Genomic DNA, 13,981 nt, shown 5'->3' on the forward strand with positions numbered 1-13,981 from the left:
GTTTCCGACTCACTCTATGTTTTTCCCCCTCATGTTGTCAGAATCACACCTGGTTTCTGACTCACTCTTTGCCTTTTCTGGTTCACGCTGTCAGAATCAACCTTGGTTTCCGACTCGCTCTCTTCTTTTTCCGCTCGTGCTGTCAGATTCACACCTGTTTTCTGACTCACTCCCTGCCTCCCCCCTTCATGCTGTCAGAATCACCTATGCCTAGATTCGCTTCTGGCCATACTTAATCGATTTTTCCGAATACAAAAAAGACCTGTTCGCATCTGAACAGGTCTTTTTGTATCATAAATTTTTTATAAACAATCTCACAACATCTGCGCCACCGATAAATAAGCCGAGAGATGTACCTAAGTTACACAAAACAATAATTAATAAAATTCGTGTTACTTTGTTATGCCAGAAGCCCTTTACACTATAGACATCTGTTGAAAGTGTTTCAAAGTCCTTCACGCTTGGACGGCGTAGAAAAGCTTGGACAAAGCCCGCGATCCATCCTGCAGCAATTAAGGGATGCATGACCCCGATTGGTGCTGCAAAAAATGCGGTCACAATTGTAAGAGGATGTCCTAAAGCAATTGCTGCACCAATAGCTGAAAAAGAGCCCGTCCACAAGACTAAACTTATGGTTTGCTGCATGCCTGCTTCTGGGTTAGCAATAAAGGTATAGGCAATGATGGCCACGATTAAAATTGGAATCGCCCAACCGATAATTTTAGGCGCCTTTGATTTAGGCGGCAACTGCGTAAGCTTCTTCAAATCATGTTCTTTTTTAATTTCTTCCTTGATTCCAGGTACGTGTGCTGCCCCAAGTACGGCTACTACTTTTTCTCCTGGAGCATGTTTGATCTTCTGTGCCAAATACTGATCACGCTCATCAATGAGTGGCGTTTTTAATTTTGGAAAGCTCGTCGAAAATTCGGTTAGCATTGAATTCAGCATATCCTTGGATTTCATCTTTTCTAGTTCTTCCTCAGTAATCGTTTCGTTGCTGAAAATACTATAAATAATGGACATTAATAATTTCATTTTCCCTGTGAATCCGACTGAATTCCAAATACGTGAGAATGTTATTTGAATGTTCCGGTCTGCTAAAACTAATTCGGCCCCTACTTCTTTTGCGGACTCGATTCCTTGCATCATTTCTTGTCCGGCATTGATTCCAAATTGGCTAGCCATTCGCTTTTGGAAAGAGGAAATCGCTAGGTTCATGAGGAGCAAAGTGGCTTTCTTTTCTTTAATTACCTTGAAGATGTCCATTTCCTTCCACTTGTTACCTTCCATCATGGAGTGATATCTTTGTTCATCTAGCTCAATACAAACCGAATCAGGCTTTTCTGCTTCAATGACTTCCTTAACCTGTTCAGCGCTATGCTTTGAAACGTGAGCTGTGCCGATTAATATGTATTCTTTACCATCTAATTCGATCCTCGTAATATTTTCTTCAGACATAGTAGACCTTCCTTATAAATGCTCAATTTGTGTATAGATTTAATTTTAAACTAGAATGACTTAGATTTAAATTCTTTTTACTAAATATATTGAAACATAAAAATAGACCGATACCCTATAAAGGTTAACGGTCCATTTTTATCTTTATCCTGGGAATGACTTATCGTTATCTGCTAACGAGCCTGAAAGATTATCTTCATGCTTGTAATCATTCACCCAATAGTCGGCATTCTTAATTCCAAGCTTAACTGGATCAAAGACTGGATCTAGTCCCGCCTTACGTTGCTTCTCGTAGTCCTTCAATGTGACCAAGGCAGGTTTGGCCAATATGAGAATGGCGATAACATTCAGCCAAACCATTAAACCTAAGCCAATATCACCGAATGCCCAAGCAAGCTTCGCCTCATTCACAGTTCCATATGTCATTGATCCTAATAAGACAATTTTTAAAATAAACATCGCTACCTTACTATCCCTACCCCTTATTAAATAAGCGATATTTGTTTCTGCCATATAGTAGTATGCCATAATCGTTGTAAAGGCAAAGAAGAATAGTGCAACCGCTGTAAATCCAGCACCAAATCCAGGAAGTGCAGTTTCAACGGCAGCCTGTGTAAATGCTGGCCCTGCTTCAACCGTTTCTCCTAAATTATTTACAATAAATGTTTTATCTTCCGCCTGTACATTATACATTCCTGTAAATAAAATCATAAATGCTGTTGCTGAACAAACCAATAAGGTATCAATGTAGACAGCAGAGGCTTGAACCAATCCTTGTTTAGCAGGGTGAGATACTTCCGCAGCAGCTGCAGCGTGTGGTCCTGTACCTTGACCAGCTTCATTTGAGTAAATACCACGTTTTACTCCCCAAGCAATAGCCATCCCAATAATTCCGCCAAATGCCTGCTCTGCTCCAAAAGCACTCTTAAAAATTAAAGCAATTACAGCTGGCAACTGGCCAATATTTATAATCATGATAATAATTGCCATAATAATATAACCGATAGCCATAAATGGCACCACATACTGTGCAACGTTTGCTATCCTCTTAATACCACCAAAAATAATGGCACCAATTAACACAACCAAGATAGCTGCAGTTACCCATTTATTAATTCCAAATGCATTGTCCAATCCAGCAGCAATCGAATTCGATTGGATTCCTGGCATTAGAAATGCCATTGCGAGAAGGGCTGCAAGAGCAAAGATAATTCCATACCATTTCCAGCCGATTCCTTTTTCTATGTAATAAGCTGGCCCACCACGATATTGACCGTCTTGCTTTTCTTTGTAGATCTGCGCTAATGTCGATTCAATGAATGAGGTTGCTGCCCCAATAAAGGCAATGGCCCACATCCAGAAAACGGCACCCGGTCCACCAAATGCAATAGCGGTAGCTGTTCCAGCGATGTTACCTGTTCCAACACGCCCTGATAAAGAAACAGCCAATGCTTGGAAGGATGAAACTCCTGCATCAGAGCTTTTCCCTTTGAACATTAGGGATGTCATATCTTTGATGTGCCTTACCTGTAAAAAGCGAGTTAAAATTGAAAATAAAAGTCCTACACCAAGCATTCCATAAATCATCACCGGGCTCCAAAGGATACCATTCAACCAATCTGCAAAAGCCTGCACATACATTCCCCCTTCTTCATTTAGAAAATTCTATATATTAGGAATTATAATTCATATGTATAGACAACTCAATATTATTGTTGTATAACAGTAAAAATTCGTTCATTTTTAAATCATGATATACATCACAGTCTGACTTTTATTCCTACATTATAATGGGTATAGATAATCTAAAAAACATATTAAGGAGCGATCCAAATGAAAAAAGAAATGCTCAATCATTTTATAGAATATAATGAGGAAAGACTAACAAAGCGTGTCATCTTTAAAGAGGGTGGCAGTACCGTCTTTATGTTAAATTTCATGCCAAATCAAGCACTACCACCCCACAAGCATCCAGAGTCTAATGTATATCTACTAGTTCTTTCAGGTGAAGGTACTTTTACAATTGATGAGCAAGACGTTAAAGTGAAAAAGAACGATGTAATCGTTTGTAATGGAGAAGAAAACTTAAGCTTTGTAAATGATGGTTCAGAAAATGTAAGTTTATATGTCACACTTACAAAAATCCCTGATGAGAGATACGCACAGAATGTGTAAAAAAACTGCCGGCCCCTAATATAAAGGGTTGGCAGTTTATTATTAGTTCATTACCCATTTATCTTTCATAAACAAGATACGGCCAATCACAAAGAAGATAATCATACAAGCAATGTTGCTACCGAAAGCAAGTAGAATATGTTCATAGTCAATGATTCCGAACATTAATTCTTTTAATAAAGTAAACAAATTCATAATTGGCACAGCGAAGTGATAAGTCGTAAGTTCATTCACTCCTACCCCTACTATAATCATTGCTGGGAACATGGCAATCATCATTACAGGGCTACTATAGCTTCCTGCTTCCTTAATCGTCTTCGCGACTATACTTGTAGTCATGATTAATGACGCGGTGAATGCTGCGTAGATAACTGAAAGTAAAATTCCGATTCCAATTATTAATAAGGCGTCATCTCCAAATGATACAGCATTTTTGAGATTTTCAGTTAACAAACTAATCTCCAATGCAACTACAGCCAATGTAATAATGCCGATTACCGACCCAATTGTTGCAATCGTTAGCCATTTTGCAAGTAGCAAGGTAGATCGTTTAACAGGTGTCATTAACAGAGCTTCCATCGTTTTCTTTTCTTTTTCACCCGCAAATAAATCGGCTGCAGAAGGGCCTGAACCAACTCCGATTGCAATTGATAAGATTAATGGAATTAAAAATGCAAGCATATCAACGTTTGGATCCTCATTTGTCATTTCTTCTTGTGTAATCGTAAATGGTTGCATGATAGAAGGATCGATTCCGCCTGCCTGAAGGTTTCCGACAACCACTGTTTTCTCAAAAACTGTTAAGGCATTTAAGATAATTGCATTTAATTGAGTAGACTTTTGACTAAATGAATCCCCAACTAAAGTGACCGAAGCTTCTTCTCCATTTTGTGTCGCCTCAATGAAATTTGGTGTTAATTCCAATCCGACTTGTGCATCTCCGTCCTGAATGGATTGCTCCAAGTTGGGCGATTCAATAAGCTCAATATTCTCTACTCCTGAAAGTATCCTTTCTGCTTCGATCATGGAAGATTCTTCAACTGCAAGCTGGAATGTATCACCTTCGCCATCTGAAATCATATTTTCATAGAAAAACGTCATTCCAGACATCATGATAATTGGTAATAAAACTGTAAGTATTAATGTTCGACGATCGCGAAAGCAATCTTTTAATTCTTTCAAATATATTTTACGAAGCATATGTTTCGTTCCCCCTAACAAGTTTACTCATGAAAATATAATTCAAATCCTGACTTCCTTCTGATTTATAAAGATCATCTAAATCACCATGATAGACGAGTTCTCCCTTATGCATCATTGCGACTGAATCACAAAGCATGGAAACTTCCTCCATAATATGGCTAGAGAAAATAATTGTCTTACCATCACGTTTTAACTGATGAACAAGCTGTCTGAATACATTTGATGACGTAATATCTAATCCGGTCGTTGGCTCATCAAAGAGGATGATGTCTGGATTATGAATGAGTGTTCTTGCAATTGCTACCTTCTGTCTCATCCCTTTTGAGAACCCACTTACCTTACGATTCAAGTAATCTCGCATACCAAACATCCGCGCTAATTCATCAATCCTTATCTTCGTTTCATGCTTGCTTAATCCATATAGTGCTGCGAAATATTCGAGATTTTCACGTGCTGTGAGGCGATCATACAACCCGGTTTCGCCACCAAATAATACTCCGATTCTCTTTTTCACTTCTTCGGGATTTTTTTGAGTATCATAGCCTGCCACTTTAACATTCCCATCCGTCGGAGTTAGTAAAGTCGCAATGGTTCGTAGAAGAGTTGTTTTTCCCGCACCATTTTCCCCTAGCAATCCAACAACTTGCCCTCTTTCAACAGTAAATTTCACATGCTTTAATGCCGTTATAGAAGTCTTTTTATCTTTAAATCTTTTTGTCACTTCATTAATTTCAATCATTTTTTCCACCTCGTCTTGTTCTTATGTCTATATCATAGCCATCCTTTTTGAGAAAATCTCTAGTTATGTCGCGAATGTTCCTTTTTTTGTCGCGAAAAGGTCAAATTTTCCTATAAAGGTGTTAAAATAGAAAGATACTATATTTGGAAATTATCATTTGAATGTTGGTTATGTGAGGTAGATTTGAAAATGAAGGTTGGTCTTGTAGATGATCGTTTGATTGATTTGGATAAATTAAAAGCAATTGTAAGTGGCATTCCAGATATTGAGGTTATCTTCTCTACATTATCCGCAGAGGAAGCCTATGAACAAATCAAAAAAGAGGAAATCGATTTGTTGATTGCTGACATTGAGATGCCAAATTTATCAGGCTATGAACTTGCCGATATTATTCATACGCATGCACTGAATATTTCGGTGATTTTTGTAACGGGAAATAGTGGCTATGCTGTTCATGCATTTGAACTAAATGTTCATGATTATATAATGAAGCCCTATCCGAAGGAACGTTTAGTAAAATCAATAGAACGTTTACTCGAAAAAACAAAATCGGCTGAAATTCATGGAAGACTTTATTTAAAACAAAAAAATGAAATACATATTCTCCAAAAAAAGGAGATTATTTTTATTGAACGTTCTGGGCGTTCGACAACCATTTATACAAAATCAGGACCGATAAAAACCTATCAAACTCTGGGTGAGCTAGAGGGAGAATTACGAGAAAGAGACTTCATTCGGTCACACCGATCGTTTATCATCAATATTCACTATGTAAAAAACTTTTCGCTTTATGCGAAGAACTCCTATATTGTCACTTTCGAAGGCATTGAAGAACAGGCAATGATTACAAAAGAAAAAGTAGACTTTTTACAACAAAATTATTTTTAAGGTGGCGTAATGCTTGATAATGCTTTATTGGGGAATGATCGTGGTATTGGGGATTTTATGCCTTTATGCATGTTTATCACGACTTTCAATTTCAAGAAAAATGAATACTCTATTAGAAGAGGCCAAACATTTTGATGAACAGCGCGCTCAATTCAATGAAACCTTCCGAGTCGTTCGAAGTGAACGGCATGACTTTTTAAAGCATGTTTCCGCCATTCACTTTATGCTTGAAAATGGAAAAAATGAGGAAGCAAAACACTATTTGGATGAGTTGGTTGAGAGCTATAAAGAAACAAATCTTTCGATAAAAGGCGAACGTGGTGTGGTGGCAGGTATTCTCCATCAAATGTATCGCAAAGCGAGGGCACTTGATATTGCAATTGTGTATGATTTTGATTTGCCGCTTTCGTCCTTACCTTTGTCAGACCAGCAAATTGTTACCTTAATTGGAAATCTCTTATCAAATAGTATTGACGCGTGTGAAGAATGGCAAGATAAGCATAAAAGCCAGGCCTTCCTTACCTTGCAATTTTACAAACGAAGTGGATTGTACATTTTAACATGTAAAAATAGTACTCTTCAAATTCCAGCGTCCATCTTGGATCAATTGTTTGAAACCTTTGGAAAAACGACTAAAGGTGATGGTCACGAAGGACTTGGCACAAAGTTAATTCATAATGTTGTCTATGAAGCAAATGGATTTTTGGACTTTGTATGTAAAGACGAGGAATTCAACGTCAAAATTAAAATACCTGCAATAAGAGGAAAGCAAAAAGGAGAAATCAATCCGATTGGATGATTTCTCCTTTTTTTAATTTTTCGCTAATGTAGGTTGAACACCTTGCTTTGTTTTTTTCTTGCCTGTAATATCTTCTTCTTGTTTTGCTCGTTTCATAAAGAACGCAAGGATAAAAGCAAGGAAAATTAAGAAGGTTGAAACGAAAAATGTAAAATTAATTCCATCAAGCATAGCTTGTAATTGAATTTGTAGAGCTTGTGCCTCAGTAGGCTGCCCTTGAATATTGTTTAATAAATTCGCCGCCGATGATTCTTCTTTTAGTGACATCAGTGTAATTAAAAATCCGGTACCAATCGCTGCAGAAACTTGGTTCAATGTATTATTAACAGCTGTTCCGTGCGGGTATAAATTTCGCGGTAGCTGATTTAATCCATTTGTTGAAACTGGCATAAAGACCATTGACATACCAAACATTCGTACAGCATGTAGAACTAGAAGATACATATAGGTAGTTTCAAATGTCAGCTGGCTGAAAAGATAAGTTGTGATAGTTGTGATACCCAACCCTAAGGTTGCCAAGATACGTCCACCAAATTTATCAAATAAACGCCCATTAATTGGTGACATAAATGCATTCAATATTGCGCCAGGTAAAAGCAATAGTCCTGTATCCATAGGTGAAATACCTAAAATCGTTTGTAAATATATTGGAAGCAGTAAAAATCCTGAAAACATGGCCATGTTAACAACCATCGTAATCACAGAAGCTAATGTAAACATTGGATAACGATAGACCCCAAAATTAAGCATTGGGATGTCAAGCTTTGATTGACGTACAATAAACCAAGTTAACGAGATTATTCCAATAATTATGGTTCCATATACAAATGGACTTCCCCATCCCATGTTGCCAGCTGAGCTAAACCCATATAATAATCCACCAAATCCGATACTTGATAAAACTAAGGAGAAAAAGTCCAGTTTTAAGATTACTTTTTCCTTTTTATCCTTCAGCATGATAAAGCCAAGTATGAACACGATAGCTGCAATAGGCGTGATAAAGTGGAAAAGCATTCTCCAGTCATAATGTTCAATAATCCAACCTGAAAGTGTAGGTCCAATAGCTGGCGCGAACATGAGAATTAATCCAAAGACCCCCATCGCTGTTCCCCTTTTTTCAACTGGGAAACTCACCAACATTACATTCATTAATAGCGGCATCATAATTGCCGAACCTGATGCTTGGATCATCCGACCTGCAAGCAGGATAGAAAATACATGAGCAGTACCCGAAAGTATCGTACCGATTGTAAATAATCCCATTGCAACGATAAATAATCGGCGAACGGTATATTTTTCAATTAAAAAGGCTGTAGTCGGAATCAGTATTCCACTGATTAGCATGAAGCCCGTGGTTAACCACTGTACTGTCGATGGGTCAACCTTTAATTCCGTCATAATAGAAGGTAACGCGACATTTAATAATGTATTATTTAAAAATGAAATAAAGGCACCAACCATCAATATTGCAAGAATACCGTATTGAGGACGTACTCGTTTTTCGGAAAAATCCATTAAACTCCCCCCACATTAGACATTAAGTTCATAATTTTATACCATTGTTTTATTTAGCCATAAGATATATCTTATAACACGCCTTTTTGGATTGCAATGAAAATATCTCAGTTTGGGAACTGTTAGAACATGCTAAGGTTATAGGTTTTAGATAGGAGCTCAAGAAGCCTTATTCCACCTATGCTATTTCCTTTTTCATCTAAGGCCGGACCTAATATCCCAATTCCAAACTTACCTGGAACAGCCCCCATAATTCCACCGGATACACCACTTTTTGCTGGAATCCCGATCTTTATGGCAAATTCACCAGATGCATTGTACATTCCGCAAGTCACCATGAACGTTTTACAGATACGGGCTACACTTTTCGGCATAATTTGTTTACCTGTTGCCGGATCGACACCATCAAGAGCAAAAACAACGCCTATCCTTGATAAATCAAGGCAATTCATTTCAATCGCACATTGTTTTGTGTAAAGATCGATAAGCTCTTCAACATTTTCATCAATGATTTGGTGCTGCTTTAAAAAGTAACATAAGGCTCGATTGAGATGTGCCGTTTCAAATTCGGATTGCGCAATTTCCCCATTGTAATGGATCGTGTCATTATTTGCTAATTCACGAATGAATGTGAGTAATCGATGAAATCTCTCATCTACTGTGTTCCCTTTTATCATATGGGTAACAGCAAGTGCGCCAGCATTAATCATCGGGTTTAGTGGCTTTGAGGGAACCATTGTTTCTAGCTTTGCAATCGAGTTAAACGGGTCACCCGTCGGCTCCATTCCGACACGTTCAAATACATATTGTTTGCCCCTATCCATCAAAACGAGAGCAAGAGATACGACTTTGGAGATACTTTGTAACGAGATCTTTTTTTCAATATCCCCTGCGGAAAAGCAACGTCCATCCGGAAAGTTGATTGCAATAGACAGGTCATTCGGGTTTGCTTTCCCAAGTGCAGGTATATAATCTGCTACACGCCCATTTTTAGTTATTTTGCGTGCTTCTTTCACTAATTCCTTTAATTCATCATTTGATTTACAAGGCATTTTCATCACCACTAGTAGTCTTTACCAAATGAGTTTTTACTATGTTATAAGCAGGAGAATTTGCTAACTTAGCCTTTTCTCAATTAACTACGATTGCCAAAGGGTTCGTGTTCTTCACAAAAAAAAAAAAAGACAAGACGTCATCGTCTCATCCTCTATATGTTATGCTCTTGTATATTTCTCAAGCATCATAATCGCATTGCTTACGTCCTTTGCTTTGATTGATCCGATTGGCATCAAATGGATAGACTCTCCTGGGATTGTTGATTTCTCGGCTACTTGGTTAATACGTTCCACCGAAACATCAGTTACTCCAAGATCCTCAATAGACTTTGGCAATCCGAGTTTCTTATAAAACGGTAGTAGTTCTTTTATCTCGTCCAGCTTATTCTCTAAAACAAGCTGAATCAAAATCCCATAGGCAACTTTCTCCCCATGTAGAGCGGAATGAGTCTCTTCCAAAACCGTCAACCCATTATGTATAGAATGAGCTCCGGCAATTCTGCCGTAATGGTCCCCAAAGCCACCAACCATACCACCAAGTGTAATGATTGTTTCAAATACCTTTATAAAATCGTCATTAAGCACGCCACTTTTTACGGCTTCAATCGCGGCTTCGGCATGTTTCACTAAAAGATCCTTACATTGCTTAGCGGCATAATGCGAGACCAACAATGGTACCGGCTTGTTTTCAATCTTAGCCATTTGAACATCTGCTTCATACCATTTTGCGAGTGTGTCACCAATTCCAGCGATGAACATTTCTAGCGGTGCGTTCAATAAAATCCTTGGCTCAATCAAGACCAAGCTCGCATTATTCGGATAAATATCGTAGCGAATGAATGTCCCACTTTCATTATAAATCACACTTATCGGCGTCCACGGTGCGCAATTTGAAGCTAACGTTGGTATTAGCACGTAAGGTTTTTGGCAAAAATGGCTTGAAGCCTTGACTAAATCAAGAACCTTTCCGCCACCAACTGCAATCACAGCATCGAACGATTGTTTTTTAATAAATGATGAAAGGGATTCAATTTCAGTGATTGAACACTCTCCATTATATGAATATTGTTCCGATTGAATCTCACGAAACTTTGGTATATATTCCTTTGCTGCTTTCCAAGACTTTTTCCCATGAACGAATAAAACTTTTTCATAGGAGCGCTCAGCAAGCTTTACTTCAAGTTTGTCTAATATACCTTCAGATACAACATACTCACTAGGGGCTCCATAAACCGAAATGACATCCACTCTCACCACTCCCTACTTATTTGCTTAGTTTTCCATCCATGCTGGCTTACCAAAGCCTTTGAATTCCTCATCAATCACTTTTTCGAAATCCTCAGATTCTACTACTGCTTTTAAATCTTTCGCAAACTGTGAATCATTATTTTTCGCACTAATTGCAACTACATTTCGATACGAATCAGACATATCTTCAAGTGTAAGTGCATCTAATAAATTCATTTTTGCAGCTAATGCAAAGTTACCTGGGACTGCAGCTAGATCAGCACTTTCAACAGAACGTGGTAATTGACCAGCTTCGATTGGTTGGAATTTTAAATTCTTTTTATTTTCGTCAATATCTTTTTCTGAAACTGTTAATGGGTCTGCATCCTTTGCGATTGTAATCAGCCCAGCATCACGTAATGTGTTTAATGCACGTGCTGCATTTGTTGGGTCATTAGGAAGTGTTACTGTTGAACCCTCTTTTACTTCATCGATTGATTTATAAACGTTTGAATAAATTCCCATTGGTGCTGTCGGAACATTAATTAATGCTGTTAAATCCATGTTGTTTTCTTTTTCAAAGTTTTCTAGATAAATTGTGTGTTGAAATAGGTTTGCTTGAATATCACCATTGTCTAAAGCTTTGTTTGGTTGGATATAATCACTGAATTCAATAATTTCTACTGTGTATCCAAGTTCTTCAAGTCCTGGCTTAAGAGCTTTTTTAGCCATATCACTGTATGGTCCTGCTGTTGCGCCAATTTTTATATCTTTTGATTCTACATCTGAGTCTTTACTTTCACCATCATTGCTTGCGCTACTTCCACAAGCTGTAATAACGAATGCTACTAAGAGTAAGATAATTCCTGTTAACCACTTTTTCATTTTTTTTCCTTCTTTCTGTTTTTATGTTATTTATCTTTTATCTACTACCTTTGCAATGTAGTCACCAAGGAGTTGTATGACTTGAACTAAAATGATTAAGATTAGGACTGTCGCAAACATGATGGTATTGTCGTACCGGTAGTATCCAAATCGGATTGCTAAGTCTCCGATTCCTCCACCACCTACAGTACCTGCCATGGCTGAAAATCCAATTAAGCTAATAAGTGTTAAGGTAACACCAGATATAATTCCAGATCGCGCTTCAAGGAGCAACACATCTTTTATAATCATCCATGGAGTTGCTCCCGCTGCAATAGCAGCTTCGATTACACCTCGGTCAATTTCCCTTAAAGCTGTTTCCACAATTCTTGCGAAAAATGGAATCGCTGCTACTGAAAGTGAAACAGATGCTGCAGTCGGCCCAATCGTTGTACCTACGATGAAATTCGTGATTGGAATCAATGCAACAAGCAAGATAATGAATGGAATCGAACGAATTAAATTCACGACAAACCCTAAAATATTTTGAACTGCTTTGTTTTCTAAAAATAACCCTTTGTCGGTTACATATAGAAGAATTCCAACTGGAAGTCCGATTACAACTGCAATAAGTAATGAAATGGCAATCATATAGATTGTTTGGAAAAACGCTGTATTGATATCAGGGAGAAGCTCCATGAGATGATTAAAATCAATACCCATCTCGTAACACCTCCACTTGTGCAGCACGATCCTCAACATAGTTCAGTGCTGATTTGATTTCTTCTTTATTTCCCCTCAACTCCATGATAAAAATACCTAGTGCTGATTCTTGAATGTATTCAATGGAACCATGAAGGAAATTTCCTTTTACATTGAAAGTCTGAAGCATATCTGATATAACACCCTCACCGGCAATATTTCCTTTAAAGGTAACCTTCACGATTGGGCCTTTACATGAATCAAGAATGATTTCAGGAATCTCAAAGGAAACAACACTTTCAATAAATTCCTTTGTTAGTTCAGTGTTCGGGTTTGCAAATACATCATAAACAGAACCTTCTTCAATTACCCTTCCATCTTGCATAATCGCCATACGGTCACAAATTTCCTTCACAACATCCATTTCATGCGTAATCAGGACAATTGTTATGCCAAGTTCCTTGTTAATCTTTTTTAATAGTTTTAAAATTGATTTAGTTGTTGTTGGATCGAGCGCAGAGGTTGCTTCATCACATAGCAACACCTTTGGATCGTTTGCGAGCGCTCTTGCAATCCCAACTCTCTGTTTTTGACCACCACTTAGCTGCGAAGGATAGACATCTTTTTTATCTAATAGACCTACCATAGCGAGTAAATCCTCGACACGTTTTTTGATTTGTTCCTTTGGTAGATTGGCAGCTTTTAAGGAAAACGCAATGTTCTCAAATACTGTTTTTTGACTTATTAGATAGAAGTGTTGAAAAATCATTCCGATTTTCAAACGAGCGATGCGCAGGTCACTAGCTTTTAGAGAGGTAAGGTCTACCCCATCTACTAAGATGTTTCCTGAGGTTGGTCGTTCAAGCAGGTTGATACAGCGAATCAGGGAACTTTTTCCTGCGCCTGAATAGCCAACGATGCCAAAGATTTCGCCGGATTCTATTTGAAGAGTGACATTATCAACACCTGTGATGGTCCCTTTTTTTGTTTTATATATCTTTGAAAGATTGCGAATTTCAATCATTTAAATACCTCATTCGTATACCAGTTTTTTAATGCAAAAATACCTCTTTCATCTGAAAGAGGTATCGAAATAAAAATTTATCTCGACTTATCTTTCAGAATGAAAATCATTCTGCAGGAATTGGCACCTTCCCAAAATGGGGGTTGCCGGACGTCTTAGGGCCTAGTCCCTCGGTCGCTCTGGATAAGTTTGATTATTTATGAAAATTTATTATAGTTAGATATTACTAGCCAGTTAGTATTATGTCAATAACAACGTTACACTATCAAAACAGTATTAAACGTTTCCATTCTTATTGTAGCAACAAAATCTAAATTTTGAAAAATATTATT

General features: G+C 37.7%; 14 protein-coding genes and 1 riboswitch. Of the genes, 3 read left to right on the forward strand and 11 right to left on the reverse strand.

From position 1 onward, the window contains the following. Positions 1-29: 29 nt before the first annotated feature. The 3 genes from CKJ95_RS23310 to CKJ95_RS07835 form a co-directional block, all read right to left on the reverse strand. Positions 30-170, reverse strand: coding sequence for a hypothetical protein (locus CKJ95_RS23310; RefSeq protein WP_180271444.1), 141 nt, complete (start codon positions 168-170; stop codon positions 30-32). A gap of 121 nt (positions 171-291) precedes the next feature. Further along, positions 292-1,458, reverse strand: coding sequence for a TraB/GumN family protein (locus CKJ95_RS07830; RefSeq protein ID WP_099352853.1), 1,167 nt, complete (start codon positions 1,456-1,458; stop codon positions 292-294). A gap of 144 nt (positions 1,459-1,602) precedes the next feature. Further along, on the reverse strand, positions 1,603-3,045 hold the full coding sequence (locus tag CKJ95_RS07835) for an alanine/glycine:cation symporter family protein (protein ID WP_257215734.1): 1,443 nt from the start codon (positions 3,043-3,045) through the stop codon (positions 1,603-1,605). A 246-nt stretch (positions 3,046-3,291) separates the two neighbouring features. On the opposite strand from CKJ95_RS07835, the gene CKJ95_RS07840 reads away from it, so the two are divergent. Then, positions 3,292-3,633, forward strand: a complete 342-nt coding sequence (locus tag CKJ95_RS07840) for a cupin domain-containing protein (protein ID WP_099352855.1) — start codon at positions 3,292-3,294, stop codon at positions 3,631-3,633. Positions 3,634-3,675: 42 nt separating this feature from the next. Here the strand turns inward: CKJ95_RS07840 and CKJ95_RS07845 are convergent, their stop codons facing one another. Both CKJ95_RS07845 and CKJ95_RS07850 read right to left on the reverse strand, forming a co-directional pair. After that, positions 3,676-4,833, reverse strand: coding sequence for an ABC transporter permease (locus CKJ95_RS07845; RefSeq protein WP_099352856.1), 1,158 nt, complete (start codon positions 4,831-4,833; stop codon positions 3,676-3,678). Continuing rightward, positions 4,823-5,575: an ATP-binding cassette domain-containing protein gene (locus tag CKJ95_RS07850; RefSeq protein ID WP_099352857.1), complete on the reverse strand. Its 753-nt coding sequence runs from the start codon at positions 5,573-5,575 to the stop codon at positions 4,823-4,825. Before CKJ95_RS07850 ends, CKJ95_RS07845 begins: the two co-directional genes overlap by 11 nt. A gap of 189 nt (positions 5,576-5,764) precedes the next feature. On the opposite strand from CKJ95_RS07850, the gene CKJ95_RS07855 reads away from it, so the two are divergent. Both CKJ95_RS07855 and CKJ95_RS07860 read left to right on the forward strand, forming a co-directional pair. Then, positions 5,765-6,463, forward strand: coding sequence for a LytR/AlgR family response regulator transcription factor (locus CKJ95_RS07855; protein ID WP_099352858.1), 699 nt, complete (start codon positions 5,765-5,767; stop codon positions 6,461-6,463). A gap of 19 nt (positions 6,464-6,482) precedes the next feature. Next, positions 6,483-7,262 (forward strand): sensor histidine kinase, encoded by a 780-nt coding sequence (locus CKJ95_RS07860; protein WP_099352898.1) that lies wholly within the window; start codon positions 6,483-6,485, stop codon positions 7,260-7,262. Between the two features lie 12 nt (positions 7,263-7,274). Here the strand turns inward: CKJ95_RS07860 and CKJ95_RS07865 are convergent, their stop codons facing one another. The 6 genes from CKJ95_RS07865 to CKJ95_RS07890 form a co-directional block, all read right to left on the reverse strand. Further along, positions 7,275-8,777 carry a DHA2 family efflux MFS transporter permease subunit gene (locus CKJ95_RS07865; RefSeq protein WP_099352859.1) on the reverse strand — a complete coding sequence of 501 codons (1,503 nt, stop codon included), beginning with the start codon at positions 8,775-8,777 and terminating at the stop codon, positions 7,275-7,277. A gap of 122 nt (positions 8,778-8,899) precedes the next feature. Continuing rightward, a complete protein-coding gene (gene glsA, locus CKJ95_RS07870) occupies positions 8,900-9,829 on the reverse strand; it encodes a glutaminase A (protein ID WP_099352860.1) in 930 nt (309 codons plus the stop codon). Between the two features lie 162 nt (positions 9,830-9,991). Next, positions 9,992-11,080 carry an iron-containing alcohol dehydrogenase family protein gene (locus CKJ95_RS07875; protein ID WP_099352861.1) on the reverse strand — a complete coding sequence of 363 codons (1,089 nt, stop codon included), beginning with the start codon at positions 11,078-11,080 and terminating at the stop codon, positions 9,992-9,994. Positions 11,081-11,104: 24 nt separating this feature from the next. Then, a complete protein-coding gene (locus tag CKJ95_RS07880) occupies positions 11,105-11,944 on the reverse strand; it encodes a MetQ/NlpA family ABC transporter substrate-binding protein (RefSeq protein WP_099352862.1) in 840 nt (279 codons plus the stop codon). 30 nt (positions 11,945-11,974) lie between these two features. Further along, positions 11,975-12,646 (reverse strand): methionine ABC transporter permease, encoded by a 672-nt coding sequence (locus CKJ95_RS07885; RefSeq protein ID WP_099352863.1) that lies wholly within the window; start codon positions 12,644-12,646, stop codon positions 11,975-11,977. Then, complete coding sequence (locus tag CKJ95_RS07890) at positions 12,636-13,649, reverse strand: methionine ABC transporter ATP-binding protein (RefSeq protein ID WP_099352864.1); 1,014 nt, start codon at positions 13,647-13,649, stop codon at positions 12,636-12,638. The genes CKJ95_RS07885 and CKJ95_RS07890 overlap by 11 nt, the downstream gene beginning before the upstream one ends. Before the next feature lie 84 nt (positions 13,650-13,733). Beyond that, positions 13,734-13,839, reverse strand: a riboswitch (SAM riboswitch). Positions 13,840-13,981 lie beyond the last annotated feature (142 nt).

The organism is Fredinandcohnia onubensis, assembly GCF_002734285.1.
In the GTDB taxonomy this organism is placed as follows: domain Bacteria; phylum Bacillota; class Bacilli; order Bacillales; family Bacillaceae_L; genus Ferdinandcohnia; species Ferdinandcohnia onubensis_A.

Bases quoted from the DNA above. Each gene is read 5' to 3' on its own strand.
- CKJ95_RS07830 (WP_099352853.1), bottom strand. From the start codon at position 1,458: ATGTCTGAAGAAAATATTACGAGGATCGAATTAGATGGTAAAGAATAC.
- CKJ95_RS07835 (WP_257215734.1), bottom strand. From the start codon at position 3,045: ATGATTTATGGAATGCTTGGTGTAGGACTTTTATTTTCAATTTTAACT.
- CKJ95_RS07840 (WP_099352855.1), top strand. From the start codon at position 3,292: ATGAAAAAAGAAATGCTCAATCATTTTATAGAATATAATGAGGAAAGA.
- CKJ95_RS07845 (WP_099352856.1), bottom strand. From the start codon at position 4,833: ATGCTTCGTAAAATATATTTGAAAGAATTAAAAGATTGCTTTCGCGAT.
- CKJ95_RS07850 (WP_099352857.1), bottom strand. From the start codon at position 5,575: ATGATTGAAATTAATGAAGTGACAAAAAGATTTAAAGATAAAAAGACT.
- CKJ95_RS07855 (WP_099352858.1), top strand. From the start codon at position 5,765: ATGAAGGTTGGTCTTGTAGATGATCGTTTGATTGATTTGGATAAATTA.
- CKJ95_RS07860 (WP_099352898.1), top strand. From the start codon at position 6,483: ATGCTTTATTGGGGAATGATCGTGGTATTGGGGATTTTATGCCTTTAT.
- CKJ95_RS07865 (WP_099352859.1), bottom strand. From the start codon at position 8,777: ATGGATTTTTCCGAAAAACGAGTACGTCCTCAATACGGTATTCTTGCA.
- glsA (WP_099352860.1), bottom strand. From the start codon at position 9,829: ATGCCTTGTAAATCAAATGATGAATTAAAGGAATTAGTGAAAGAAGCA.
- CKJ95_RS07880 (WP_099352862.1), bottom strand. From the start codon at position 11,944: ATGAAAAAGTGGTTAACAGGAATTATCTTACTCTTAGTAGCATTCGTT.
- CKJ95_RS07885 (WP_099352863.1), bottom strand. From the start codon at position 12,646: ATGGGTATTGATTTTAATCATCTCATGGAGCTTCTCCCTGATATCAAT.
- CKJ95_RS07890 (WP_099352864.1), bottom strand. From the start codon at position 13,649: ATGATTGAAATTCGCAATCTTTCAAAGATATATAAAACAAAAAAAGGG.